A 26,004-nucleotide genomic window follows, 5' to 3' on the forward strand; every position below is an offset into this window, starting at 1 on the left:
AATGGCGCCCATGAAACTTGCCACCCTCAAGGACGGATCGCGCGACGGCCAGCTGGCCGTGGTCGCGCGCGACCTCAAGACCGCCCACATCGCCGACGGCATCGCCCCGACCCTGCAGGCGGCGCTCGACGACTGGCCCTTCATCGCGCCGCAGCTCGACGCCCTGTACGCCGAGCTGAACGCGGGCCGCGCACGGCGCCCCTTCGAGTTCGACCCGGCGCGCTGCATGGCGCCGCTGCCGCGCGCCTTCCAGTGGGTCGACGGCTCGGCCTACCTCAACCATGTGGAACTGGTGCGCAGGGCACGCGGCGCCGCGATGCCGCCCTCGTTTCATGAAGATCCGCTGATGTACCAGGGCGGCAGCGACGATTTCCTCGGTCCGCTGGACGACATCGTGCTCGCCCACGAGGAGTGGGGCATCGATTTCGAGGCCGAGGTGGCAGTGATCAGCGGCGACGTGCCGATGGGCGCCACGCCGGACCAGGCCCACGGCCAGATCCGGCTGGTGATGCTGGCGAACGACGTCTCGCTGCGCAACCTGATCCCGCCCGAACTGGCAAAAGGCTTCGGCTTCCTGCAAGCCAAGCCGGCGACTGCCTTCTCGCCGGTGGCCGTGACCCCGGACGAGCTGGGCGACGCCTGGCGCGGCGGCAAGGTCCACCTGCCGCTGCGCTCGGCCTGGAACGGGCGCCTCGTCGGCCAGCCCGACGCCGGCGTCGACATGGCCTTCAATTTCCCGCAATTGCTCGCCCACCTGTGCAAGACGCGCAACGCGCGCGCCGGCAGCATCGTCGGCTCGGGCACGGTGTCGAACCGGGATGCGTCGACGGGCTATTCCTGCATCGCCGAGCAGCGCTGCCTGGAAACCATCGAGCACGGCGAGCCGGTGACGAACTTCATGCGTTTCGGCGACACGGTCCGGATCGAGATGCTGGACGAAGCAGGGAAATCGGTGTTCGGCGCGATCGAGCAGACCGTCAAGCGCCTCGAGCCCTAGGGCAGGCTGGCGCCGTACCGTATCGGCCGGATCAGGTCATCGGCGGCTTGCGCAGAACGATTTGCAATGCAAAGGAAAGGCTGACCGGAATGGCATGCAATAAGTTTCGAATCATAAGCCTGGTTATTGCGACAGCGCCTTCCTTGCATTTGTAGTCACGCTTTTTATGCGGGCTATTTAGCTTGAATATCCGCTGGTTTCGATTTTCACTAAAACCGTGATTCGGATGCACTTTGAGAACAATATATCGAACAATAAAGACAATTAACCTGAGGTAATTTATTAATTGCGGAACAGCTTTGGGCGACTGTGGCGTAAATGCTGAAACGAACATCCCGGTCACGGAAGGCATGGTCGCACTGTTAACGCACAGGTTCCACAACCTCATTGCTGTCGGGTAAAATGCTGAGCTACTTTACAAGCGTTCCCCGCGCCCTCGTTGACAGATGTTCAAGCTCACCAGCGTTCTGGCGGCCTGAAATCTGTTGCTACTTCTGTTCAGCGTCCCGAGCACAACCTCCCGCTTGGTCAATCAGGACACGTCTGACCAGGCGATATCCTCCGTGTCGCTGGCAACGATGGCGCGAAACCATCCTGATCGAAATGGCATTGCGAATGAAACGACTGATTATTGACCTGGACGATACGATCTGCCGCACGACCGATGGCAACTATGCGCAGTCGGAACCGATTCCGGAGGTCGTGCAGAAGCTGCATGAGTACAAACGCGACGGCTTCGACATCGTTATCCATACCAGTCGCAATATGCGTACGTTCGAAGGCAACGTCGGCAAGATCGCGGCGCATACCCTGCCGCTCATCATCGACTGGCTGCGCAGGCACGAGATTCCGTTCGACGAGATCTATGTCGGCAAGCCATGGTGCGGGCACGAAGGTTTTTATGTCGACGATCGCGCGATCCGTCCGTCCGAGTTCCGCAAGCTGAACCGGCAGGAAATCACGACTCTCCTCGAGCAAGAAAAATGATACTGATTACCTCCGCAGCCTATGTGAACGCCGAATTTCAGACGGAATTCGGACGGCTTCCGCCGGCCTTCCTGCCGGTCGGGAACCGCAGGCTGTTCGAACACCAGATCGAAGCGGCGCGCAAGCATTTTCCCGATGCGGCACTTGCGATTTCGTTGCCGGATTCCTACCAGCTGGCCGAGAAAGATGCGCGCTACCTGGCCCGTCATGGGGTGCAAACGATCCGTAGCGATGAGCGGCTCGACCTTGCCAGCGCAATCGCGGCGGCGCTGGCGCAGTTGCCGCCGGGCGGCATGCCGCTACGGATCCTGCACGGCGATACCCTGGTGACCGATCTGCCGCAGGAAGCCGACGTCATCGGCATCGTGCGTACCACCGAGGATTATGCATGGGAAGTGGAGCAGGCAGACCACGCCGCCGAGTCGGTCTGGTGTGGCTACTTCTGCTTCTCCGACCCTGGACTGTTTGCCGCCCTGCTGAAGGAGAGCGGCCAGGGTTTCACTGCCGCCGTGCGGGGGTATTCGGCGCAGCGGCCGCTGGAACGCGTCGAAGTTGCCGGCTGGTTCGATTTTGGCCACGTCAATACCTACTTCCACAGCCGTGCACGACTGACTACGGAGCGTGCCTTCAATTCCCTGATGATCAGCGATGGCTGCGTGCGCAAGACCGGTACGCCGCAGCGCAAGATCCTGGCTGAAGCGCAGTGGTTCCGCAGCCTGCCGCCGCCTTTGCGGGTATTCACGCCGCAATTGATCGATTGCGACAGCGAGCAGGCCAGCTACACGCTGGAATATCTTCCGATTCCGCCCTTGAACGAAGTCTTCGTGCATGGCCGCAATCCGATTTTCTATTGGGACAATATCTTCCTGCGCTGTGCGGAATTCATGCAGCGTTGCCACGCCCAGGCACTGGATGCCGAGGCACGCGACAAGGCCGTGCGCGACTTCAACGCGCTGGCCGGCGCCAAGACCTGGGAGCGGCTCGAGGCGTTCAAAGCGCACGCACAAGGCATCGACCTGGCCAATCCGAACGAGATCAATGGCATCGCCTTGCCACCACTCGGCGCGATCGTCGAGCATTGCCTGCGCCTGCTGGAAGCAACCCGGCCGCTCCCCGGCCTGATCCATGGCGATTTCTGCCTGAGTAATATTCTGTTCGATTCGCGCAGCGGCCGCATCAAGGTGATCGATCCGCGCGGCCTCGACAGCGAGCATCGCCTGACGAGCGACGGCGACCTGCGCTACGACATCGCCAAGCTGGCCCATTCGGTGGTCGGCCTCTACGACCATATCGTGGCCGGGGCATTCGAGCTGGAGATCGGTTTGACGCCCGCACTGAACCGCTTCACGCTCGACATCCATACCGACCAGCGCACCCTGGATATCCAGGACGTCTTCCTCGACCTGGAGCTGCTGCCCGGCGTGACGCCGCGCCAGCTGATGCCGATGGTGGTGCTGCTGTTCATTTCGATGTTGCCGCTCCATGCCGACCGCCCGCAACGGCAGGCCGCGTTCCTGGCGAATGCCCTGCGGCTCTATTCCAATCTCGATCTGTAATGTAAAGGCGTTCCGTGATCATCATTCCTATGTTGGGGAAAAGCAGCCGCTTTTTCCGCGATGGCTACAGCCTGCCCAAGTACCAGCTGCCTCTCGGCACGGAAACCGTGTTTGCAAAAGCCGTGCGCTCGTTCGAGCGGCATTTCCGCGACCAGTCATTCGTGTTCCTGGTCCGTAACGATTTCAACGCGCGCGAATTCGTTGCCCGTGAAGTGGCGCGGCTGGGCATCGTCGATTTCAGGATCATCGAATTCGACTTCGAGACCCGCGGCCAGGCCGAATCCGTCTATCTCGGCCTGCGCGATTACGATCGGGCATTGCCCTTCGTCGTCTTCAATATCGACACCATCCGCCTCGGTTACGAATGGCCTTCGCCGCAAGCCTTTGCCGACGGCTACCTCGAAGTGTTCGAGGCCGAAGGGGAGGGCTGGTCGTTCGTCGAGCCGGTGCCGGGTACCGAACGCGTGAAGCGCACGACGGAAAAACAGCGTATCTCCTCGCTGTGCAGCAATGGCCTGTACGGTTTCGGCTCGGTGCGCGATTTCCGCGACGTGTACGAAGCCCAGCTGCGTTCGGGCGCGACGGTGAATGGCGAAATCTACATCGCGCCTTTGTACAATCGCCTGATCGAACAGGGCCGCGACATCCGTTTCGAATTGCTGGCACCGGGCGTGACGCTGCATTGCGGCGTGCCGGCCGATTACGAAAGCCTGAAGGAAAGGTTTCGTGCTGAAGCATGACGGCCAAGATCCCGGATATCAAGCGTCTAGGTAACTACGCTGTCACGTTTGGTGCAGGTGTCAGCCAGATCCTGGCCGGCATTTTTCTGTCGCGGCAAGCGTTCAAGTTTTTCGACGAGCAGGACCTGAAGATCTGGTTCCTGATGCTGGCGGCCATGCCCTTCCTGGCCCTGTTCGAACTCGGCGCCAACATCGTGCTGCCGCACAAATTGGCCGCCGTGAAATATGAGTCCGAGGACATCAGCAGGATTGCCAGCAACTTCGTGGCGACGGTTGTCCTGGCACTGAGCGGGGCGCTGGTCATTGCCGTCGTCGTGTTATGGACATGCACGCGCCTCGGCGTGCTCGGCACGCATGCCGCATCGCTGCTGGTCGCGATCGCACTGGCGTCCGCTGCCCGCATTCTCGCGAATGTCATGCATAGCCTGCTGTATGCCGAAGGCGATAATCTTTATGACAAATCGCTGCGCGTCGTTTCCATTCTGGTGATGACCGTCGTGATCACGCTGGGCTTGTACGGCGGGCTGTTGCTGTGGGCGATGCCGCTGGGCTGGGCCGCTGCCGGGGTGACGTCGATCTGCGTCGGCTTCTACCGCCAGCGCACGCGTTGGCAGGTCCGGCTGCGGATGCAGCATCTGCGCAGGGACAGCGTCATGGCGACCCTGCGCGACGCATTGCGCTACGTATTCATCGCCTTGCCGGGCCAGCTGGTGTTCAATGCAACGCCGTTCATCATCGCGTCGCGCCTGCCTGCGCAGTACACGGTCGCTTTTGGCCTGACCCAGCAGCTGATCGGCGGCATTTCGCTCATGGCCAGCCTGCCGATCGTCGTCACCACGCCGCGCCTGGCCGGCACCTACCGGGCAGACCGGAGCGCCGCACGTGAATTGCTGCTCGGAACCCTGGGGAATGCGGCCGTGATCGCGGCAGCCGCCCTGGCGCTGGTGGCGGTCAGCATCGATCAGATTCTCCTCGTCTGGGTCGGCCATCCGGTGCCGATCGAAGGTTTATTCCTGGGAATTTACTTTGTTGTGATGTTCTTCGAATGGCAGCAGACCACGGCAACCACCGCCACGATGGCCACCGGCGACATGAACTTTGCAACCGTGACCGTCATCTCGGCCCTGCTGGTCGTGACGACGATGCCCTTGCTGATTCAACACTTCGGGTTCATCGGGGTGCCCCTGGCGTTGCTGATCGCGCAAGCGCTGACCTGCCACCCGCATAATTTCTGGAAAGCGTTTCGTACCTACCGTATCAGTGTCACGAGTTACCTGCCGAAGCTGCTGCCGGCAGTGCTGGTGGCCGGGCTGGTCCTTGGTGCCGGTGCCGGCCTGCGCGGACTGGCCTTGCCGGCCCTGGTCCAATTGCTGCTTGCCGGAGGCGTCACGGCCCTGCTGTGCGTCGCCGGCTTGTACGTGAATCGCGCAAGCACACAGTCCTCGATGGCCCATAAATGAAAAAACATCTCGTCAAAAAGAGCCTGGCCTGGTTGTTCGACACCGGCCTGCGTGACTTCCGCGGCTTTCCGAAGCTGCTCAACCAGGCACTGATGTCGCTGAACCGGACATCGGGTTCGCGCTTCTACACCTATCACGCACGTCCCAAGGCGCAGGCCAGCATTCACCTCGACAGCGTGAATCACGCCGCCCTGTCGCTGCCGCCGACGGCGGTCGTGATCCAGGGACCGCTGGTGCATCAGGATGACTTCACGATCGAGTCCGCGCGTTTGTACCGGCGCATCATGCCCCAGGCATCGATCGTGGTGTCGACCTGGCGCAGCGAACCTGCGGCCGCCCTGGAGAAGTTGCGCGCGGAGGGTTTCGAGGTCGTCCTGTCCGATCCGCCGTCCACGCGTGGCGGCAACAACGTCAACTTCCAGATGGTGTCGACCTGTGCCGGTATCCGCCACGCCAAGCAGGCCGGTTGCGAATATGTGATCAAGAGCCGTTCGGACCAGCGTTTCCATGCGCACAACGTCTTGCCCTATCTGTTTGCGCTGCTGGCCGAATATCCGCCAGTCGATCCCGCGCGCCAGCGCCAGCGCATCATCGAACCCAGCCTCAGCCTCTGCCGCTACCGCCCTTATTCGATGTGCGACATGTTCCAGTTCGGACATATCGACGACATGTTGACCATGTGGAGCCAGCCGCTCGATCCGCGCAGTTTCACGGCGGAAGAGTATGGCCGCCAGCGCATCACGCCGCGCAAGTTCTCGGAAGACCGCGTTGCGGAAATCTACATTCACCGCGGTTATCTGGAAGCCATCGGCGAACGCACCGAGGTCGACCTTGCTGTCTACTATCGTCAGCTGGCCGACTATTTCATCGTGATCGACAAGGACGTGCTCGATATCTTCTGGAATAAATACGATGCCCAGGAACACGGCTTGGCCGGCAATCCGCTGTACGATGCCAAGCGCCCGACGGCCAAGTTTTATAGCCGGGACTGGCATGTGGTACGCACATTCGGCGTCGAGGCACTCGATACCGACCCTGCTTTGATGGATGTTGTTGAGAATTAAGGACAGGATGAGCAGTCGCAAATTATTGGGTGGCATGGCCAGGATTCATCACCGCATACAGCGCGCAGTGCGCATCCGCTGGCGCCGGCTGTGCAGCCAATTCATCAAGATGCAGATGCGTGCCGTCGGCGGCCAAGTCTATATCGGCCGCGACTGCGTGCTGGAAGGGCTCGAGTACGTCACCTGCCTTGGCAATTTCCGCGCACAGGACCGCAACCGGATCGAAGCGTTCGGTTTCCATGGCGGTGTCCGTTATCAGCCGACCATCGTATTCGGGAATAACGTCTCTCTCGAAAACGATTGCCACATCGGTGCCGTCAACCGCATCGAAATCCACGATGACGTGCTGATCGGCAGCCGCGTGTACATCACCGATCACTCCCATGGCGTCGGCGACTATGCCGACATTGCGACCCCGCCGAACGAGCGCCTGGTCTGGTCCAAGGGGCCGGTGATCATCGGGCGCAATGCCTGGATCGGCGAAGGCGCATGCATCTTGCCGGGCGTGACCGTCGGTGAGGGCGCTGTCGTCGGCGCGAATGCAGTGGTGACCAGGGACGTGCCGCCGTATTCCGTGGTCGGCGGAGTACCGGCAAGGATCATCAAGACGATCCAGGCGCCGGGCCAGCCCGTACGCGCATAACCACGGCAGCTGCAGGCCGTGTTCCGGCCTGCCGGCCGGCGTTTTACGGGTAATTTGTTTATGCCGGTTTATCCGATCGAATACGCTGTCCATTCATAATATTAGTTACCCGTGTGACTCTTTTGTTGCAGGCAGGCGCATATTCACTTGGCGATAAAGAGAACGGTTTCAATTTGTAACGCAAATTACACTATGTTGTAAATTTAATGAACGGAATTGCGAGATACAGATATTAAATTTATGGTTTTCCAGACATGAAAGTGCCGCGATACCCGGTGTAGCAAATGTGCTGAATTCCTCCGTTTTCAACCCTGGTTTATGGTCACACAAACAACAAAACGTTTCCCATGCTCGATTGCTCTCGGGTAAAATAGACTGTTGATCCTCAAGCGTCCATGCCTCATTCCCCCTAAAACGTCAATGTTCAAGTTCACCAAGACTTTCGCGGCTGTGGCCCTCGCCGTTGCTTCTATCTCTGCTTCTGCCCAGAACACGAGCAACAACAATTCCGACTTCTTCAATCAGGATTCCCCGCGCACGACGAATTCGCCAAGTTCCTCGAACATGGGCGAATCCTCGATGATGTCGTCCACGATGCCGCGCAGGGTGAGTATCACGAATTCCCGGGGCAATGAACTGGACACGCCGCCAATGCGCGATGAGATGACTTCGGAGCTTTCCGAGTATCAGATGCAGATGCGGGAACGGAACGGCGAGCGGGATCCACAACAGCGTCGCCTGGACAGGGACAGCCGTTTCGACGGCAGCAGGATGCAGAACGGCGATTTATCGAATCGCCAATGGAATGCCAAGAAAGAGGCGAGCGAATTCCAGAAGTTTGTCGCGGATAATACCGGCAAGCTGCTGCCGATCTTCGGGACGAGCTTTTTTGCGAACACGCCTTCGACGTTTGCCCCGGTGTCGAATGCCCCGGTGCCTTCCGACTATGCGCTTGGACCGGGGGATGAGCTGACCATCCGTGGCTGGGGTACCATCGACATCGATTACCGCGCCACCGTCGATCGCAACGGTACGATTTCGATCCCGACCATCGGTACGGTGGCACTCGCCGGCGTCAAGGCCAGCGAAGCCCAGAACGTGATCCGGGCGGCGGTCGGCCGGCTGTACAAGGGCGTGACGGTCAACGTCAGTTTCGGCAAGCTGCGCGCCATCACTGTGTATGTGGTCGGCCAGGCCAAGCGTCCGGGGACGTACACGGTATCCAGCCTGTCCACCCTGGTGACTGCGCTGTTCGCCAGCGGCGGTCCGAATGCCAACGGCAGCATGCGCCATGTCCAGGTCAAGCGCGGCGGCAGGGTGGCTGCCGAACTGGACCTGTATGCCTTCGTCGCCAAGGGCGACAAGTCCGGCGACGTCAAGCTGCAGGACGGCGATACCATCTTCATTCCGCCGGCAGGCGGTTTCGTGGCCCTGACCGGCAAGGTCAATTCGCCCGCCATCTTCGAGTTGAAGACCGGCAGCGATACGGTCGAATCCCTGCTCGACGTCGCCGGCGGCCTGCCGGTGGTGGCGGACCCGCGCCGTGCCTTCCTCGAGCGCATTGCCCCGACCGCGAACCACCCGCGTAGCGTCGAGCAGTTTGCACTGGAAGGCCAGGGCCTCAAGCGCACCCTCAAGAATGGCGACGTGCTGAACGTGACGTCCATTACCCCCGATTTCTCGAACGCGGTGATCTTGCGCGGCAATGTCGACCAGCCGGTGCGTGCGCCGTTCAAGAACGGCATGCGGGTGAGCGACCTGATTCCGAACCGCGAATACCTGATCAGCCGTGCATCGACCCAGCACCAGAACAGCGTGCTGGCCGACGACGAGAACGAGAAGAGCACGCTCGACAGGAAAGAAAAGAAGACCGAACAATATACGAAGCAAAAGTCGGAATCGATCGCATCGCGCATCGGTAACCTGATCGAGCAGGTCAACTGGGATTACGCGGTGATCGAGCGCGTGAATCGCAACGACCTGACCGTGAAGCTCATTCCGTTCAACCTGGGCAATGTATTCACCAACCCGAATGGTCCGGACAACGTCCAGCTGCAGCCGGGCGACACGGTCACGATCTTCTCGCAGGACGATGTGGCCGTGCCGATGGACAAGCGCCAGATTTTCGCGCGTGTCGAAGGCGAAGTGAAAGTGCCTGGCGTGTACCAGCTGAGTGCCGGCGATACGCTGCAGACCCTGATCGCCAAGGCCGGCGGTCCGACCGCGAACGCCTACCTGTTCGGTACCGGCTTCTACCGCGAAGAAGTGCGCAAGGAGCAGGAAGTCAACCTGCAGCGCGCCGCCGATCGCCTCGAGACCCAGATCCGCAGCGAGCAGTCGGCCCAGATGGCGAACCTGGCGGCGATGTCGCCCACCGAGGCCGCCGCTTCGACGGCCCAGTTCGAAGCCCAGCGCCGTCTGGCGGAAGAGCGTATTGCCCGCTTCCGCAAGCTGCAGCCGACCGGCCGCATCGCCTTCGGCCTGGATCTCAACGAGCGTTCCTTTGCGCGCCTGCCCCAGGTATCGCTGCAAAACGGCGATCGCCTGGTGGTGCCGTCCAAGCCGGCGTTCGTCCATGTGTTCGGCTCCGTCAACGTCGAGGCCTCGCCGCTGTGGCGCCCGAACAGCCGCGTCAAGGATTACCTCAAGCTGGCCGGCACCACCACCGATGCCGACGTCGACAACACCTTCGTGATGCGCGTGGACGGCACGGTCGTGTCCTCGGATTCGCAAGGCTGGTTCTTCGGAAAAATCGGCGGGCTGGAAGTGATGCCGGGCGACACCATCGTGGTCCCGGAAAAGCTGGACAAGGCGACGGCATGGAGCAAGTTCATGCAAGGTGCGCGCGAATGGACCCAGATCCTGGCAAACCTCGGATTGGGCGCGGCAGCAGTCAAGACCTTGCGTGACTAACGCAATTACATGCACGACCTACATTAAGATAATTACTAGAGCATGAGCGAAGTTCAGGATCAATACAGCAATACCGCAGCGCAGCCGGGACGCAACGAGACCAGTGTCATCGGACTTTTGATCGTCCTCGCGAAGCGGAAGAAGTTCATCGCCGGGATGACCCTGGGCGCCGCCGCGATCTCCCTGGCCGTGAGCCTGGCCTTGCCGGACGTCTATCGGGCGACGGTCAAGATGCTGCCGCCGCAGCAAGCCCAATCCGGTGCGGCCGCCATCCTGTCCCAGCTTGGCGGCGCCGCCGGCCTTGCGGCAGGCGTGGCCGGGATCAAGAATCCCGGCGACCTCTATGTCGGCATGCTCAAGAGCCGCACGATCGCGGATCGCCTGATTGCACAGTATGACCTGAAGAAGGTCTATGACACCGAGCTGTCGGAGCGCGCGCGGCTGAAGCTGGAAGACAATACCTCGGTCACCGCTGGCAAGGATGGCATCATCACGATCGACGTCGAGGACCGCGACCGCAAACGGGTTGCGGCCCTCGCGAATTCCTATGTCAGCGAACTCGAACGCCTGAACAGCACGCTGGCGATCGGCCAGGCGGCGCAGCAGCGCCTGTTCTACCAGAGAGAACTCGAAACCGCGAAAAACAACCTGGCGGCAGCCGAGACGACGCTGAAGAAGGGCATGGATGCCAACGGCGTCATCAGCGTGGATGTCGAGAGCCGCACGATCGTCGAGACCGTCGGCCGCTTGCGCGCGCAGATCTCCGCCAAGGAGATCGAGCTGAATTCCTTGCGTCCTTTCCTGACCAACGATAATCCGACCCTGCGCCAGGTGCAGGAACAATTGAGCAGCCTGCGTGGCGAGCTGTCGAAGCTCGAGAATGGCCGCAACGACGCGGGCGCCGGGGAGGGCAAGGCGCCGATCAGCCAGGCCGGCCTGAAAAACATCAGTCTGCTGCGGGACGTGAAGTATTATCAGATGCTGTATGAGCTGCTGGCAAAGCAGTATGAGCTGGCACGCCTGGACGAAGCCAAGGACCCGTCCCTGATCCAGGTGCTCGACCGGGCTGCCGAGCCGGAGCGCAAATTCAAACCGAAACGCGCATTGATCGTATTGCTGTCTACCCTGTTTGCGCTGTTCTTTTCGCTCGTGTGGGCATTCGGCCAGGAAGTCAAGCGACGCGCCCTGGAGTCGCCGGAGACGGCCAGCCAGTGGGCCGCACTGAAATCGCATCTGGGCCTTCGGCGCAATCGATGATCCACAATAGGATTCGCTCATCATGAAGCCAATTGATTCTTTTCTGATAGACAGACCGGTCAGTTCATCCTGGCTCAGCCGTCCTGGCGTTGAAAAGTTCCTGTTGATCCTGGTCGATCTCGTGGCGCTTGCTGCCGCTTTCGTTCTCGGTGCCATGGCATCGTTTTCGATACGCCATGTCCCGATCGAGGATAACGCCGTAACGTGGTGGCAAGTCCAGGATCCGGTCAGGCTCCAGTGTTTCTTCATCCTGGCGCTGCTGACCATCGCCGCATTCTGGGGCAAAGGACATTACACGCGCCGTCGCCCGTACTCGAACGAAGTGCGTGAAGTGCTGGGGATCAGCGTCATCCTGATCTTCCTCGACGCGGCCCTGGTATTCTTCGGCAAATGGCAGTTTTCCCGTGCCGCGCTGGCATTGACCTGGACCTTTGCGCCGATGCTGTTGCTGGCGCTGCGCGCCATCACCAAGCTGGCGCTGATCCGGATGGGCGCCTGGCTGCGTCCCATGGTCGTGGTCGGCTGGGGCGAAAACGCGATCGAAACCGCGCGCGCCTTCGAAGACGAACGCCTGATGGGATACGTGCTGCTGGCCTTTCTGGTGCCGCAGGACCGCCCGCGCCTCGACCTGGCCCTGGTCGACCGTTTCGGCCGCCAGGTGCCGTCGATCCGCCTGTCGAAAAAAGTGGATTCCGTACTGGACAGCCTGGGCAATCCGCACGTCGTGCTCGCCCTCGAGCAAGGCGGCGTCGATCATTACCAGGACCTGATCCAGGATCTCGGCCGCCGCCAGCGGCGCATCCAGGTCGTGCCGTCGATGCGCGGGCTGCCGCTGTACGGCATGGAAGTGGATCACTTCTTCGGCCATGAAGTGCTGCTCCTGACGGTCCGCAACAACCTGGCACGCCGCCTGCCTCGCCTGATCAAGCGCGCGTTCGACATCGTCGTTTCCACATGCGCCCTGATCCTGGGCGCGCCCTTGCTGCTGTGGATCGCAGTCCGCGTCGCGGCATCCGGCGGTCCGATCTTCTTCGGGCACAAGCGCCAGGGACAGCATAACAAGACCTTTGCCTGCTACAAGTTCAGGACGATGGCGCCGAATGCCGAGCAACTGCTGCAGGATGTGCTGGCAAACGATCCGGCCGCGCGCGAAGAATGGGAACGCGATTTCAAGCTCAAGAACGATCCGCGGATCACGCCGATCGGAAAATTCCTGAGGAAGACCAGCATGGACGAATTGCCGCAATTGTGGAACGTCCTCAAGGGCGACATGAGCCTGGTGGGGCCGCGTCCGGTCATCACGGCGGAACTCGAGCGATATGGCAACCAGGTCGACTATTATTTCGAAGCCAAGCCGGGCATCACCGGACTGTGGCAAATCAGCGGCCGCAACGACATCACGTATGACACCCGCGTCTATCTCGACACCTGGTATGTGAAGAACTGGTCGCTGTTCAACGATATCGTCATCCTGCTCAGGACCTTCAAGGTCATCTTCCGCCGCGACGGTGCCTATTGATAAGGCTGTCGCCTCCTGCGGCCCTGCGCTAGGTTCGTCCGGGCCGGGCCTGCCTGCGGGCAGAGGCGGGACCGAACCGGCAGCCGCGTCCGCTGCCATCTGCCGCGCGGGGGCCGGGCATCCGTTCGACCCGGCAGCGCCGGACCTGCCAGCCGAGTAACCGTTACACCGATCAATATGCAATCCAAATCTGTACAAATCGTTCTTGCCACCTACAACGGGGCGCGCTTCCTGCCTGCGCAGCTCGATTCGATTCTTGCCCAGCAGGACTATTTTTCCGAAATCCTGGTGTGCGACGACGGCTCGACCGACACCACCCTCGACGTGATCGCGCAGTACGTCAGCCGTTATCCGGGCAAGATCAGGGTGGTGCCGAAAAAACCGGGCCAGCGCGGCGCGGCCGCCAACTTCTCGAATCTACTGGAGTGCAGCACTGCGGATTATGTCCTGCTGTGCGACCAGGATGACGTCTGGGATGCCGACAAGATCCAGTCGCTGACGGCAAGGATGGACGAGCTGGAACTGCAGCACGGCGCCGGCAAGCCGCTGCTGCTGCACAGCGACCTGCGCGTCGTGGACGAGCAGCTGCGCCAGATTTCCGCGTCGCTGTTCGAGTACCAGAACCTCGACAAGAACCTGTCCAGCCTGGCGGGTTGCCTATGCCAGAACTCCGTCACCGGCTGTACGGTGATCGTGAACCGTGCCCTGATCCGGCTGGCGCTGCCGGTTGCACCGCAGGCGGTGATGCACGACTGGTGGCTGGCCCTGGTGGCGGCCGCATTCGGCCGCGTCGAATTCCTCGACCGTCCGTTCATCCGTTACCGCCAGCACGCGTCGAATACGCTGGGTGCGAAAGGCTGGGGAATCCGGCGGATTGCCCAGACCGTGCCCAAGGCGTTTTCGCGCCAGAAAGCGGCCGATGCGCTGCGTCCGATCATCGTGCAGGCCGATGCATTTTCCGCGGCCTATGCCGCCAGGCTCGGCAGCGACCAGCAAAGCCTGGCGCGCAGCCTCGGCACCATGCCGCAAGCCTCGCCGGTGGCGCGGCTGTGGCGCGCCGCCAGCCTGCGCCTGAAGAAGCAGGGCCTGCTGCGGACCCTGGGCATGTACTGGTTCCTGCTGATTGCCGATTTCGATTCGGCAGCCCGGGCGAAACGGCAGTGACGCGGAACAGCTGCGACCGGGCGACATTCCATCCCATGCCGGCACGGTGGTCACCGTCTGGTTGCGCCAAGAGAGGCAAATGACCACTTATCATTCAGAAGGCAGTCAGCTCGAGGCGGCCGTCATTCGTAACCTGTTTCTGGCAAGCATATTTTTATATCCTTTCCAGATACTGTCGCACACGCTTTACCTGTTGCCCCAGCTGGGTTTCATGAGCGTGATGCTGTGGCGTTTCCTGACGACCCGGTGCAGCGTGTCGTTCGGCTGGGGATTGCTGTGCGTGAGCGGGCTGTTCAGCGTCGCGTCGGCCGCCGCGGTCGAAACGCTGGCGGACAGTCCCAGCTACGACCTCGTCATCAAAATGGTCGTCAACGTGATCACGGTCTGCATCATCGCATCGCGCCGTTCGATTTTCTTCGGCATCGAAACCGCGACCGCGCTGCGCAGGATCGCCTTGGCCTGGCTGGTCATCTCGGTTGCCGTGTATGCCGCCAAAGGCATGAATTTCAGCTCCATCATCGTATCGATGACGTCCGGCGAACAGCTGGCCAGTTCCGAGCTGTATGGTTTCGCCGAGCCGCTCGCCAGCGTCTACCTGACGAAAAACATCACCGCGATGTTCGTTGCGTCGACATTCGCGCTGTTCCTGTACGTGTGTGCGGGAGTGGGGCGGAAAGTCACCCTGATCGATTTCGCGGTGTTCTTCCTGTCGGTGCTGGTGTTCTTTTCGCGCCAGGCCCTGATTGCCGTGGTCGTGCTGTACGTCTGCTACAAGCTCCTGAGCGTCAGTCGGAAACAGGCCTTGATGATCGTCGCGGCCGGCGCCGCCATCCTGTATGCGTTCGTGATGGCCTTCTTTAACTTCGACAGCAAGGGCGACGGCGCCAGCGAACGTCTTTTACTGTGGCGCTATTTCTTCGATCATTTTTCAGATTTCTATTTTTCGGGATTCGGCGTGAATGGCCTGAACGATGTGCTGAAACAGTCCATCGGCATCGACAATTTCCACATGTTTTTCATGAACCAGATCGGCGCCTATGGCCTGGTTCACTTCATTGCCTTCAGCACGTTCTGCCTGACCTGCATATTCAGCAGTTCGTCCAGCCGTTATCGCTGGGTGCTGGTCGCCGGATATTATCTCAACGTTCTTTTCCAGACCTACGGCTACGAATACGGCAATCTGTTCCTGCTGGGCGCCGCTTATGCGCTGACCGTGCCGAAACCAGCCGCGAGGCCAGCCGGATTACCGCATGCCGCCGCCGCATGATCTGATTTACGAAGTCATGACTATAAAACCTAGAATTTTGGTACTCCTCGCCGCCTATAACGGCGCGACCTGGATTTGCGAACAGATCCGGACAATCCTGGCCCAGGACGATGTCGACGTGGCGATCGCGATCGCCGACGACCGCTCGAACGACGCGACCGCGGCCCGCATTCAGGAGGAGTTCGGCAATCATCCGGCCATCAGCGTGACGACCTGGGACAAAGGCAGCGGATCGGCGGGCGCGAATTTCCGCCGCCTTTTCAGGACCGTTTCCGTCGATTCCTTTGATTATGTGGCGCTGGCCGACCAGGATGACGTCTGGCATGCCAGGAAGCTGTCGGTGGCGGTGGAAGCGCTGCGCCGCAGCGGCGCCGACGGCTATTCCTGCGCCACCACGGCATTCTGGGAAGACGGCAAGGAGGAAATCCTGTCCCAGAGCGCAGCGGTGCGCGACATGGACTTCCTGTTCGAAGGTGCCGGCCAGGGATGCACGTTCGTGATGACGGCGGGACTGTTCCGCGACGTGCAGCGATTCTGCAGTGCCAATCACGCATTGAGCGAAAAGTTCCACTACCACGATTGGCTGATTTATCTGCTGGCACGGGCGTGGGGAAAACGCTGGCATTTCGACCAGCAACCGTGGCTGCGTTATCGCCAGCACGCGAACAATGAAATCGGTTCGAAAGGCAGTTTCGGCTCGATCGTGAAACGTCTCGAATTGATCCGGAACGGCTGGTATCGGCGCCAGATTGCGGCAGCCGTCGAAATATACCTCCGCGAACGGACAGATGTTAAGATCGTGTACTTTGAGAAAGTCCTGAGCGCTCCGGATTCGGTTCTCCGACGGCTGCGAATGTCCAGGCTTGTCATCACCGGCGGACGTCGACGCCTCAGTGACCGTTCGGTACTTGCGATATCGGCACTTGCGGGTTGGATTTGAGAATTTAGGAGCTTTTATGATTTTAGTTACGGGCGGTGCGGGTTTTATCGGTGGGAATTTTGTATTGGATTGGCTCGCCGCAGCGGACGAGCCGGTCATCAATCTGGACAAGTTGACCTATGCGGGCAATCTCGAAAACCTGGCGAGCCTGCAGGGCAATCCGAACCATGTATTCGTGAAAGGCGACATCGGCGATGCAGCACTGGTCGGGCGCCTGCTGGCCGAACACAAGCCGCGCGCGGTCGTCAATTTTGCGGCTGAAAGCCACGTCGACCGCAGCATCCACGGCCCGGAAGACTTCATCCAGACCAACGTGGTCGGCACCTTCCACCTGCTGGAAGCCGTACGCGCCTACTGGAATGGCCTGGACGAGCAGGACAAGGCTGCGTTCCGTTTCCTGCACGTGTCGACCGATGAAGTGTACGGTTCGCTGAGCAAGGAAGATCCGGCCTTCCGTGAAACCAATCGCTACGAGCCGAACAGCCCATATTCGGCCAGCAAGGCAGCCAGCGATCACCTGGTGCGCGCCTACCATCACACCTACGGCATTCCGGTGCTGACCACGAACTGTTCCAACAACTACGGTCCTTACCACTTCCCGGAAAAGCTGATCCCGCTGTGCATCCACAATGCGCTGGCCGGCAAGCCCTTGCCGATCTACGGCGACGGCCAGCAGATCCGCGACTGGCTGTACGTCAAGGACCACTGCTCGGCGATCCGCCGCGTGCTCGAGGCAGGCCAGCTCGGCGAGGTCTACAACGTCGGCGGCTGGAACGAAAAGGCCAACCTCGACGTGGTGCATACCCTGTGCGACATTCTCGACGAACTGAGCCCGCGTACCGACGGCCAGTCCTACCGGACCCAGATCACCTTCGTCACCGATCGTCCCGGCCACGACCGCCGCTACGCCATCGATGCGACCAAGCTCGAGCGCGAACTCGGCTGGAAGCCGGCGGAAACCTTCGAGACCGGCATCCGCAAGACGGTGCAGTGGTATCTCGACAACCAGAAATGGGTCGGCAACGTGACCAGCGGCGCCTATCGCGACTGGCTGGATGTCCAGTATGGAGCGTGAATTGAAGATTCTCGTCACCGGAAAGAACGGGCAGGTCGGCTTCGAACTGCAACGGGCGCTGGCGCCGCTCGGCCAGGTGGTCGCGATCGACCAGGCCGACTGCGATCTGGCGGATGCTGAAGCGATCAGGGCGCTGGTGCGCCGGATCGGGCCGGATGTGATCGTCAATCCGGCGGCCTACACCGCCGTCGACAAGGCCGAGGCCGACCAGGGCACGGCGTTTGCGGTCAATGCCGAGGCGCCGCGCGTGTTCGGCGAAGAAGCGGCGCGCCTGGGCGCGCTGGTGGTGCACTTTTCGACCGATTACGTGTTCAACGGCAGCAAGGAAGGCGCCTATGCCGAAACCGACACGCCCGATCCGCAAAGCGTGTACGGCCGGACCAAGTACGAGGGCGAACGCGCCCTGGCCGGCGCGAACCCGCGCCACTTGATCCTGCGCACGAGCTGGGTGGTCGGCGCGCACGGCGGCAACTTCGCGAAGACGATGCTGCGCCTGGCGGCGGAACGCGAGCAGCTGAACGTGGTTGCCGACCAGTTCGGGGCGCCGACCTCGGCGGCACTGCTGGCCGACCTGACGGCGCACCTGGTGCGGCAATACCAGGACAAGGGCGGCGATGCCTTCCCTTACGGTACCTATCACGTCGTCGCCGGTGGCGAAACCAGCTGGTGCGACTATGCGCGCTTCGTCATTGCCGAAGCGCTGGCCGCCGGCCGTCAGCTCAAGACCACGCCGGACAAGGTCTTCCCGCTGAGCACCACGGACTATCCGACGCCGGCGAAACGTCCGGCCAATTCGCGTCTCGACACCACACGTTTCCGTAGCACGTTTGGCCTGATCCTGCCCGAATGGCAGGACGGCGTCCGCCACGTCCTCCAACAAATCCTTTCATAAAATGGCCAATATTCAACGCAAAGGGATCATTCTCGCTGGCGGCTCCGGCACCCGGCTGTATCCCGTGACGCAGGCGGTGAGCAAGCAGCTCATGCCGGTGTACGACAAGCCCATGATTTATTACCCGCTCAGCACGCTGATGCTGAGCGGTATCCGCGAAGTCCTGGTGATCAGTACCCCGCAAGATACGCCGCGTTTCGCGGACCTGCTCGGCGACGGCAGCCAGTGGGGCATGAACATCCAGTACGCGGTGCAGCCGAGCCCGGACGGTCTGGCGCAGGCTTTCGTGATCGGCAAGGACTTCGTCGGCAATGCGCCGAGCGCACTGGTCCTGGGCGATAACATTTTCTATGGCCACGACCTGGTCAAGCAGCTGCACAGCGCCAACGAACGCACCGACGGCGCCACCGTGTTCGCCTATCACGTGCACGATCCGGAACGCTACGGCGTGGTCGAATTCGACGCCAACCAGCGTGCGCTGAGCATCGAGGAAAAGCCGAAGACGCCCAAGTCGAACTATGCCGTGACAGGCCTGTATTTCTACGACAGCGACGTCTGCTCGATCGCCGCCGACATCAAGCCGTCCGCCCGCGGCGAGCTCGAGATCACCGACGTCAACAAGTGCTATCTGCAAAGCGGAAAGCTGGACGTCGAAATCATGGGCCGCGGCTATGCCTGGCTGGACACCGGCACCCATGACAGCCTGCTGGAAGCGGCCAGCTTCATCGCGACCCTGCAAAAACGCCAGGGCCTGCAGGTCGCTTGCCCGGAAGAGATCGCCTATCGCCAGGGCTGGATCGATGCCGCAGCGCTGCAAAGGCTGGCGTCGCCGCTGTCCAAGAACGGGTATGGCCAATACCTGTTGAATCTGCTGAAATAAGGTATGCCGAGTATGCCGTACACCGTAACCCCCACCGCCATCCCCGAAGTCCTGGTGCTGACGCCGAAAGTGTTCGGCGACGCGCGCGGCTTTTTCTTCGAAAGCTTCAACGCGCGCGATTTCGCGCAGGTGACGGGCCTCGACGTGGAATTCGTTCAGGACAACCACAGCAAGTCTGCGCATGGTGTATTGCGTGGCCTGCATTACCAGATCCAGCATCCTCAGGGCAAACTGGTCAGGGTCGTGCAGGGCACCGTGTTCGACGTCGCGGTCGACCTGCGCAAATCCTCGCCGACCTTCGGCAAGTGGGTCGGCGAGGTGCTGAGCGAGGACAACCACAAGCAATTGTGGGTGCCGCCGGGCTTTGCCCACGGCTTCGTGGTGCTCAGCGAGTCGGCCGAGTTCCTGTACAAGACCACCGATTACTGGTTCCCGGAACACGAGCGCAGCCTGCTCTGGAACGATCCTGCCGTCGGCATCGAGTGGCCGTTCGATTTCGCCCCGCAGCTGGCTGCCAAGGATGCAGCCGGCAAGCCGCTGGGCGAAGCCGACCTGTTCGACTGACCGGACCGGCATATCGTTGGGGGCCGCGCATGCCGCGGCCATATTTTTTTTCTCATCCGCCAGTAATTGTCTGGCCTCTCCAACGTGTTCACCAACGTTTTCAAGCACACTCTCAAGTTCAGTTGCCTCATGCTGGGCGCGGCGCAGGCGTTTGGGTCGACCCCGAGCCTGAACGGACAGTCGGGCTACATCAACATGCCGAGCGCATGGACGGAGCCCGACGGGACGTTCAGCGTTGGCTACAGCTTCGACAATCCCTACGGTTCGCTGTGGGTCACCAGTACCGTCCTGCCTTTCCTCCAGATGACCGGCCGCTACGTGTCCATCAACGGCATTCCGGGCTTCAGCAGCGACCCCAACGCCTACGGCGGCAAGTACGGCCGCTACAAGGACAAGGTGATCGACGGCAAGCTCAGGCTCTGGGAAGAGAGCAAATGGGCACCGCAGATCGCCGTCGGGCGTACCGACATCTTCGGTACCGAACTGTTCCGGGGTAACTACATTGTTGCCACCAAGACATTCGGCAGCGCCCGCAATATCGAAGCCAGCATCGGCTACGGCCAGAAGCGGCCGGATGGCCTGTTTGCCGGCGTGCGCTGGGTACCGCTGTCGGCGCCGCGCTGGGCGGCGGTACTGGAGTACGACGCCAACGACTATTCGAAGGATTTCCAGGCGTCCAAGACGGCGGCCGGCGCGCGCCGCAAGGGACCTGCCATCGGGCTGGAGTACCGCTGGGGCTGGCTCGGCGCGCAGGTGGCGCGCCACCGTGATCATTTCAGCGCCAACGCCTTCATGAGCATTCCGTTTTCCGAGCGGGAGTTCATTCCGAAGCTGTTCGAACCCGCCTATTTCCAGCCGAAGCAGGCACCGGCCCGGGTCTCGGCAGCCGAATGGCAGCAGAGCCCGGCGCATACCGCGGGACTGGTCGATGCGCTGGCCAAGCAGGATTTCAAGAATATCCGGGTCGAGCTGGACGGGACGACGCTGCGTCTGGCGCTGACCAATTCCCGGATCTCCAACCTGGGACGCGCGGTCGGCCGTGCCGCCCGTACCGCGCTGGCGTTCGCGCCGGAAGGCACGCGCAGCCTGCAGATCACCTACACGAAGCTGGAACAGCCGATCGCGACCTACGAATTCCTGGACACCACCAAGCTGACCGATTATCTGACCGGGTTGAGCAGCCGCGACGATTTCCTGACGACGGTGTCGGTACGTTATTCGACGCCGGCCGACAAGATCGCGGACCGGCAAGAGCTGCTGTCCGCGGTCCGGGAAGAGGGCAGCATGAAGGTCCAGGTCGGCCGCGACGGCGAAATGGTGCAACTGCTGTCCGAGGACCGTGAGAGCAACCGCCTGAAGATCATGCCGAAAATGGGCTTCTTCTTCAACGACCCGAGCGGCGCGCTGCGCTACGACCTGGCTGCTGCCGGCGTCTACGACAAGCGCCTGCGGCCGGGCCTGTACATGAACAGCGTGCTGTGGCTGGACGTGCTCGAAAACGTGTCCGGCGTGACCCAGAAGTCGAACAGTCTGCTGCCGCACGTGCGTACCGACGTTGCCGAGTACAAGCGCGGCAGCCGCTTCAAGGTCAACCGGCTGATGCTGAACCAGTATCTGAATCCGGACGAACGGGTCTATGCGCGCCTGTCCGGCGGCCTGTACGAGGAAATGTACCGCGGCGTCGGGGGACAGGTGCTGTATCTGCCGCGCGACAGCCGTTGGGCAACCGACTTGTCGATCGATGCCTTGCAGCAGCGCGACTTCAAGGGCCTGCTCGGCAAGCGCGATTACCAGACCGTCACCGCGATCGCGGCGCTGCATTACAAGCTGCCTTACGATATTACCGTGACGGCCCGCGCAGGACGCTTCCTGGCGCGCGATGAAGGCGTGCGCATGGAGTTCAAGCGCCGTTTCGCTTCCGGCATGGAAATCGGGGCCTGGTATACGAAGACCAACGGCAACGACATCACCACGCCGGGCACGCCTTCCAAACCCTATAACGACCGCGGTGTGTTCCTGTCGATCCCGCTGAACATCATGCTCCCGCTCGACAGCCAGGCGAATGCCGGCCTGTCGATCTCGCCATGGACGCGCGACGTCGGCCAGATGGTTGCCAGCCCGGGCGATTTGTACGACATGATGGAACAGCCGCGCCGCGACATGACCAGCTACGATGGGCTGGGCAATTTTGCCGAGCGCGCCGACGAGCAGAACCTGCCCGCCGTGGTGCGCCCGAGCCGCCCGATGGCCAATCCGTGGCCGGCCTTCCGCCAGCGGATCGAGCAATCCGTTTCGACCACGCCGACGCTGCCGCAATGGGCAAACGGCGCGTTGCTGGGCAGCGGCGCGCTGGCGGCAGGCGCATTGCTGGATCGACCGGTTGACCGCTTCATGCGCAAGCACGCCGGTTCCGGCATCACCCGTGCCTGGGGTAACGTCGGCAAGGCGCTGCCGGTTGCACTGGCCGGCGCATCGGGCGCCGCCGTCGCGTTCGGCGATGCGCGCATGCAGAATATCGGCATCATTTCGCTGGAGTCGATTGCGGGCGCCATCGCCGTGTCGGAAACGGCCAAACGCATCGTCGGACGCGCACGGCCGGACGAAAACCTGGGGCAATGGGAGCGTGCGCCGAAACGTTCGGATTCATCGTTCCCGTCGAATCACAGCACGATCGCTTTCGCGGCGGTGACGCCGTTCGCCCAGGAGTACGACGCGCCGTGGCTGTACGGACTGGCCGCTGCCGGCGCCATGGGCCGTACCGCCAACCGGCAGCACTGGGTATCCGACGTGGTCGCCGGCGGCCTGGTGGGTTATGCGATGGGAAGCTGGCTGTGGCAGTCGCAGAGGACCAACCGGCCGTCGAGTTTCGCCATCACCCCGTCGCCCAAGCAGATCAGCGTCGCATGGACGGGCACTTACTGATCGCCTGAGCGCCTGGGAAGCGCAAAAAAAATTGGCCGCGATTGCGGCCAATTTTTTTACCTCGATCACGGGCAGGGATGCCCGTCGAACGATTAGTGGTGGGTGGTGGTCGAGTGGTTGGTGGTCGAGTCGCTGTCCGAAGCAGCAACAGCGACGGCAGCCACGGCCACGCCGATAGCAACAGCGGCGCCGGTCGACAGGCCAGCAACGGTGGTGCCACCGAAGAAGCCGCCGCTCGATGCGGTGCCAGCAGCAGCGGTACCGGTGGTGCCGGTAGCAGCGGTGCCGGTTTGACCAGCAGCGGTATTGGCAGCTTCTTGTGCGAACACTTGTGCCGACAGCAGGCTCAGGATTGCGCCGGTAACGAGAAGTTTTTTCATCTTTGGATCCTTTGTTTCAATTGAGGGGTATCTGCAGCAATATCACGTTGCTAAATCATTATAGCAAGTTAATGTTGCCGTAGCACACTGTAGGGCAGCCAAGCGGCAGCCTCGACGGCAAGTGTGACGAAGATTCCACTTGTCCGCAACACATTAGTGTACAGTAAATAGTTTTAAATAATCCCGATTTGTAATAACGGTGGCAGCTTGTTCTGAAACTGTTGTAGATTTTCGTTTTTTTTAAAGTCCCGCGGCAGTCGCAAGCCAGCCGTATCGGGACCCGCGCAAGTGCTAGCGCGCCACTTCTTCGACGTTGACCTCGTCGCTCCAGGCCGACTGCATCCGGTAGGACTTCTGGACAGTTGGCGCCGGCTCCTTGTGTGCCTGGCCGTTCCCCAACCATTGGGTCAGCATGCTCCTGCACCTGGCCTGTACCGGCGTGACGAGCCGCTCCTGCACGATGAGTGCGCCGACCACGATCAGCGCGACATACACAGGGTAGAGATAGAGCACGGGCTCGATATCCCTGCTTGCCGAAATAATACTGCCGATCCCTTGCGTGCCTGCCTGTCCAGCGAACGCGGCCCGGACGACCTGTTCGATTTTTTCGAGTACATGGAAGGCCGAGGCGTGCAGGATGAAAATCGACAGCGAGGCTTTGCCAAGGCGTGCCGACCAGCGCGTATTCAGGGCCGAAGCGGCCGGCCCGGCGAATGCCGCCAGCCAGACGATTGCCAGGGCCGCAGGGAAATAGAAGCCGTTCCTGAGAATGTGGAGCTGCTGGCCAGGATATTGCAGCTTCAGGTAGACGGCAGCGGCGGCGGTCGCCACGATCAGGAGCAGGCATCCCTGCTTTTCCGCGGCACCGAGCACGCCGGCGCCGTTGCTGCGCCTGGCATAGGCCGCGTACAGCGGAATCCCCGCCAGGAACAATGGCAGTCGGAGAATCGGGTTGCGATGCAGCAGGCCGTCGATCAGTACGCTGTTGTCGTCGAATAGCTGTGCCAGGATGCCGGGCAAGGAAAACAATACCCAGAGGCCGGCCAGCAGGACAAGCGGTTGCCTGAACTTGTACAGGGATATGCCCAGATAGGGGAAAACGATATAGAAAAACATCAGCGCCGACAGCGACCAGGAGGGGCCGTTCAGGATCTGATAAAAGGGATTCCATGCATGCAGCAGCAAGAGATGCGACGCGATACCGGCAACCAGCTCGTTGGTTTCCAGAGGGCGTTCCGCAGGATCGAACAAGCCTGCCGGTACCAGAATGCTGCCGGTCTTGTAGATCTGCACAAGACTGATCGAAAAGGCAACGACAAATCCGACCATATGCAGCGGATAGAGTGTCGAAAAACGCGCAATCCAGAACGATTTCTTTTTGAAACCCTGCTGCTTGCTCTGCGTGCCGAAGTACACGTGCGTCAGCAGAAAGCCGGACAGTACGAAGAAGGTGCCCGTTACCATATTGCCGAGGTCGAGGATGGAACCGATCAGGCTGTTTGGCGCGAAGTACTCGGATTGTGTATGAAAGACCACCAGGTAGACCGCGAGAAAAAAGCGCAACCAGTCGAGTGCCCAAAAGTTTTTACTGTCTTTCATCGGTGTAGATGATATTTGCGATCGATAAAAGTTAATTGTAGCAATAAATTTCCTCACGGAAAATTGATGGAAGGTTAACTTGCATGCTATATGTAAAAATCTGTGGTGAAAATACGACCAAAGTTTGTAGTAATGGAATAAGAGTGAATCTTTTTGCTTTAATTTCCACTGTAATATTCACAAAAATCCACTTTTTTGTATCTTCCGGTATTTCTTCCTTGCCTTTTTTTAACCCTTTAGGTAATGTCAATACGGTATTGCTGAACAAGCACTGAATATGTAGCGCTGAAACTGATTCGAATTGTCCGATGAACTCCAATAGTAAATATTCAAACTTGTATAAAAATTATCAGAAGTCGGTAATCAAAGCCTGTTTCGGAAAATTCGCATTACTCGCCATCGGCGCTGCCCTGGCTGCATGTGGCGGAGGCGGCAGTGCCGGCACCGCGCCGGCGGCGCCCGCTCCGACCGTGCCGGCCGCGCCGCCGCAATCGATCGCCAAGGGCGTCTGGGTGGTCATGGGATCTTCGACCGCGTCGGGGAAGGGGGCACCGGAAGGCAAGGGATGGGTGAACGTCGTGGGTACGGCGTATGCAAACCGCCTGACCGAGATCGCCAACCTGGCGACCCCCGGTTCGGTGACCTACCAGGGCCTCAGCAGTGCATCGACGCCGCCCGCCGGCCGTCCGGCACCGGATCCGGCGCGGAATATCGACCAGGCCTTGTCACGCAAGCCGGTCGCACTGTTTCTGGCTTATCCGAGCAACGACGTCCTGTCCGGCTACAGCAATGATGAAGTCGTCAACAACCTCCTCGCCATCCGTTCCGCGGCCAAGGCGAATCAGGTGGCGGTTCTGGTCCTTTCGATACAGCCGCGGCAAGTCAACGATGCGCAACGCGCGCAGTTGCTGAATATTCACGCGCGCCTGTCGGCTGCGGTCGGCCCCTGCTATGTCGACATTTACAGCAAGCTGTCGACGGCGGGCGGATTGCTTCTGCCGCAGTACGACTCCGGGGACGGTATCCACCCGAACGAAGCCGGACACCAGGTGATTGCCGCCACCGTCCAGCAGGTCGTCGACAGCGGAAAGTGCGTGGTATTGCAGTGATTGGCATAAAAGGGCGGGAATTCACGCCCTTTTATGGCGATGGATGTGCAGGCCCATCTGGAATAATCCCATTCTG

At 60.9% G+C, this 26,004-nt stretch carries 22 protein-coding genes; 19 read left to right on the forward strand and 3 right to left on the reverse strand.

Annotated elements, in window-relative coordinates; translation table 11 throughout:
- Positions 1–10 precede the first annotated feature (10 nt).
- Positions 11–997: a fumarylacetoacetate hydrolase family protein gene (locus FBX97_RS13730; RefSeq protein WP_141832470.1), complete on the forward strand. Its 987-nt coding sequence runs from the start codon at positions 11–13 to the stop codon at positions 995–997.
- A gap of 31 nt (positions 998–1,028) precedes the next feature.
- On the opposite strand, the gene FBX97_RS13735 is transcribed toward FBX97_RS13730, so the two are convergent.
- Positions 1,029–1,349, reverse strand: a complete 321-nt coding sequence (locus FBX97_RS13735; RefSeq protein ID WP_141832472.1) for a hypothetical protein — start codon at positions 1,347–1,349, stop codon at positions 1,029–1,031.
- Between the two features lie 263 nt (positions 1,350–1,612).
- Here FBX97_RS13735 and FBX97_RS13740 point away from each other — a divergent pair, with 263 nt between their 5' ends.
- From FBX97_RS13740 to FBX97_RS13820, 17 genes are all read left to right on the forward strand, one after another.
- On the forward strand, positions 1,613–1,984 hold the full coding sequence (locus FBX97_RS13740) for a capsular biosynthesis protein (RefSeq protein ID WP_141832474.1): 372 nt from the start codon (positions 1,613–1,615) through the stop codon (positions 1,982–1,984).
- Between the two features lie 23 nt (positions 1,985–2,007).
- Complete coding sequence (locus FBX97_RS13745) at positions 2,008–3,540, forward strand: phosphotransferase (protein WP_185748587.1); 1,533 nt, start codon at positions 2,008–2,010, stop codon at positions 3,538–3,540.
- 14 nt (positions 3,541–3,554) lie between these two features.
- The gene (locus FBX97_RS13750; protein ID WP_141832478.1) at positions 3,555–4,280 is read left to right on the forward strand and encodes a capsular biosynthesis protein; all 726 of its coding nucleotides are present in this window, start codon (positions 3,555–3,557) and stop codon (positions 4,278–4,280) included.
- On the forward strand, positions 4,277–5,740 hold the full coding sequence (locus FBX97_RS13755) for a hypothetical protein (protein ID WP_141832480.1): 1,464 nt from the start codon (positions 4,277–4,279) through the stop codon (positions 5,738–5,740). The genes FBX97_RS13750 and FBX97_RS13755 overlap by 4 nt, the downstream gene beginning before the upstream one ends.
- Positions 5,737–6,804 carry a WavE lipopolysaccharide synthesis family protein gene (locus tag FBX97_RS13760; protein WP_141832482.1) on the forward strand — a complete coding sequence of 356 codons (1,068 nt, stop codon included), beginning with the start codon at positions 5,737–5,739 and terminating at the stop codon, positions 6,802–6,804. The genes FBX97_RS13755 and FBX97_RS13760 overlap by 4 nt, the downstream gene beginning before the upstream one ends.
- 7 nt (positions 6,805–6,811) lie before the next feature.
- A complete protein-coding gene (locus tag FBX97_RS13765; RefSeq protein WP_185748588.1) occupies positions 6,812–7,447 on the forward strand; it encodes a DapH/DapD/GlmU-related protein in 636 nt (211 codons plus the stop codon).
- Positions 7,448–8,143: 696 nt separating this feature from the next.
- Positions 8,144–10,360, forward strand: a complete 2,217-nt coding sequence (locus tag FBX97_RS13770; RefSeq protein ID WP_255517457.1) for an SLBB domain-containing protein — start codon at positions 8,144–8,146, stop codon at positions 10,358–10,360.
- Between the two features lie 42 nt (positions 10,361–10,402).
- On the forward strand, positions 10,403–11,617 hold the full coding sequence (locus tag FBX97_RS13775; protein WP_141832486.1) for a GumC family protein: 1,215 nt from the start codon (positions 10,403–10,405) through the stop codon (positions 11,615–11,617).
- 103 nt (positions 11,618–11,720) lie between these two features.
- A complete protein-coding gene (gene wbaP / locus FBX97_RS13780; RefSeq protein ID WP_185748589.1) occupies positions 11,721–13,136 on the forward strand; it encodes an undecaprenyl-phosphate galactose phosphotransferase WbaP in 1,416 nt (471 codons plus the stop codon).
- Positions 13,137–13,313: 177 nt separating this feature from the next.
- Positions 13,314–14,300 (forward strand): glycosyltransferase family 2 protein, encoded by a 987-nt coding sequence (locus FBX97_RS13785; RefSeq protein ID WP_141832490.1) that lies wholly within the window; start codon positions 13,314–13,316, stop codon positions 14,298–14,300.
- A gap of 79 nt (positions 14,301–14,379) precedes the next feature.
- Complete coding sequence (locus FBX97_RS13790) at positions 14,380–15,567, forward strand: O-antigen ligase family protein (RefSeq protein ID WP_141832492.1); 1,188 nt, start codon at positions 14,380–14,382, stop codon at positions 15,565–15,567.
- Entirely contained in the window at positions 15,551–16,507 is a 957-nt protein-coding gene (locus tag FBX97_RS13795) for a glycosyltransferase (RefSeq protein WP_141832494.1), read from the forward strand. The genes FBX97_RS13790 and FBX97_RS13795 overlap by 17 nt, the downstream gene beginning before the upstream one ends.
- A gap of 16 nt (positions 16,508–16,523) precedes the next feature.
- Positions 16,524–17,582: a dTDP-glucose 4,6-dehydratase gene (gene rfbB / locus FBX97_RS13800; protein ID WP_141832496.1), complete on the forward strand. Its 1,059-nt coding sequence runs from the start codon at positions 16,524–16,526 to the stop codon at positions 17,580–17,582.
- A complete protein-coding gene (gene rfbD / locus FBX97_RS13805; RefSeq protein ID WP_370457239.1) occupies positions 17,563–18,474 on the forward strand; it encodes a dTDP-4-dehydrorhamnose reductase in 912 nt (303 codons plus the stop codon). Before rfbB ends, rfbD begins: the two co-directional genes overlap by 20 nt.
- Before the next feature lie 10 nt (positions 18,475–18,484).
- Entirely contained in the window at positions 18,485–19,354 is an 870-nt protein-coding gene (gene rfbA, locus FBX97_RS13810) for a glucose-1-phosphate thymidylyltransferase RfbA (RefSeq protein ID WP_141834461.1), read from the forward strand.
- A 12-nt stretch (positions 19,355–19,366) separates the two neighbouring features.
- A complete protein-coding gene (gene rfbC, locus FBX97_RS13815; protein WP_141832500.1) occupies positions 19,367–19,918 on the forward strand; it encodes a dTDP-4-dehydrorhamnose 3,5-epimerase in 552 nt (183 codons plus the stop codon).
- Between the two features lie 84 nt (positions 19,919–20,002).
- Positions 20,003–22,840 carry a YjbH domain-containing protein gene (locus FBX97_RS13820; RefSeq protein ID WP_255517458.1) on the forward strand — a complete coding sequence of 946 codons (2,838 nt, stop codon included), beginning with the start codon at positions 20,003–20,005 and terminating at the stop codon, positions 22,838–22,840.
- 92 nt (positions 22,841–22,932) lie between these two features.
- On the opposite strand, the gene FBX97_RS13825 is transcribed toward FBX97_RS13820, so the two are convergent.
- Positions 22,933–23,220, reverse strand: coding sequence for a hypothetical protein (locus FBX97_RS13825; RefSeq protein ID WP_141832502.1), 288 nt, complete (start codon positions 23,218–23,220; stop codon positions 22,933–22,935).
- A 291-nt stretch (positions 23,221–23,511) separates the two neighbouring features.
- The gene (locus FBX97_RS13830; protein ID WP_141832504.1) at positions 23,512–24,819 is read right to left on the reverse strand and encodes an acyltransferase; all 1,308 of its coding nucleotides are present in this window, start codon (positions 24,817–24,819) and stop codon (positions 23,512–23,514) included.
- 308 nt (positions 24,820–25,127) lie between these two features.
- Between FBX97_RS13830 and FBX97_RS13835 the strand changes: the two genes are divergently transcribed.
- Complete coding sequence (locus tag FBX97_RS13835; protein WP_141832506.1) at positions 25,128–25,928, forward strand: GDSL-type esterase/lipase family protein; 801 nt, start codon at positions 25,128–25,130, stop codon at positions 25,926–25,928.
- Positions 25,929–26,004: the final 76 nt, after the last annotated feature.

This window comes from Herbaspirillum sp. SJZ107 (assembly GCF_006715485.1).
In the GTDB taxonomy this organism is placed as follows: Bacteria; Pseudomonadota; Gammaproteobacteria; order Burkholderiales; family Burkholderiaceae_D; genus Telluria.

Excerpts from the sequence above, each read along its gene's own strand:
- FBX97_RS13730 (WP_141832470.1), top strand. The coding sequence starts at position 11 with ATGAAACTTGCCACCCTCAAGGACGGATCGCGCGACGGCCAGCTGGCC.
- FBX97_RS13795 (WP_141832494.1), top strand. The coding sequence starts at position 15,551 with ATGCCGCCGCCGCATGATCTGATTTACGAAGTCATGACTATAAAACCT.
- rfbB (WP_141832496.1), top strand. The coding sequence starts at position 16,524 with ATGATTTTAGTTACGGGCGGTGCGGGTTTTATCGGTGGGAATTTTGTA.
- FBX97_RS13785 (WP_141832490.1), top strand. The coding sequence starts at position 13,314 with ATGCAATCCAAATCTGTACAAATCGTTCTTGCCACCTACAACGGGGCG.
- FBX97_RS13765 (WP_185748588.1), top strand. The coding sequence starts at position 6,812 with ATGAGCAGTCGCAAATTATTGGGTGGCATGGCCAGGATTCATCACCGC.
- FBX97_RS13755 (WP_141832480.1), top strand. The coding sequence starts at position 4,277 with ATGACGGCCAAGATCCCGGATATCAAGCGTCTAGGTAACTACGCTGTC.
- FBX97_RS13775 (WP_141832486.1), top strand. The coding sequence starts at position 10,403 with ATGAGCGAAGTTCAGGATCAATACAGCAATACCGCAGCGCAGCCGGGA.
- FBX97_RS13825 (WP_141832502.1), bottom strand. The coding sequence starts at position 23,220 with ATGAAAAAACTTCTCGTTACCGGCGCAATCCTGAGCCTGCTGTCGGCA.
- rfbD (WP_370457239.1), top strand. The coding sequence starts at position 17,563 with ATGTCCAGTATGGAGCGTGAATTGAAGATTCTCGTCACCGGAAAGAAC.
- FBX97_RS13760 (WP_141832482.1), top strand. The coding sequence starts at position 5,737 with ATGAAAAAACATCTCGTCAAAAAGAGCCTGGCCTGGTTGTTCGACACC.
- FBX97_RS13835 (WP_141832506.1), top strand. The coding sequence starts at position 25,128 with ATGAACTCCAATAGTAAATATTCAAACTTGTATAAAAATTATCAGAAG.
- FBX97_RS13830 (WP_141832504.1), bottom strand. The coding sequence starts at position 24,819 with ATGAAAGACAGTAAAAACTTTTGGGCACTCGACTGGTTGCGCTTTTTT.
- FBX97_RS13770 (WP_255517457.1), top strand. The coding sequence starts at position 8,144 with ATGCGGGAACGGAACGGCGAGCGGGATCCACAACAGCGTCGCCTGGAC.
- FBX97_RS13740 (WP_141832474.1), top strand. The coding sequence starts at position 1,613 with ATGAAACGACTGATTATTGACCTGGACGATACGATCTGCCGCACGACC.
- rfbC (WP_141832500.1), top strand. The coding sequence starts at position 19,367 with ATGCCGTACACCGTAACCCCCACCGCCATCCCCGAAGTCCTGGTGCTG.
- FBX97_RS13735 (WP_141832472.1), bottom strand. The coding sequence starts at position 1,349 with ATGCCTTCCGTGACCGGGATGTTCGTTTCAGCATTTACGCCACAGTCG.
- FBX97_RS13790 (WP_141832492.1), top strand. The coding sequence starts at position 14,380 with ATGACCACTTATCATTCAGAAGGCAGTCAGCTCGAGGCGGCCGTCATT.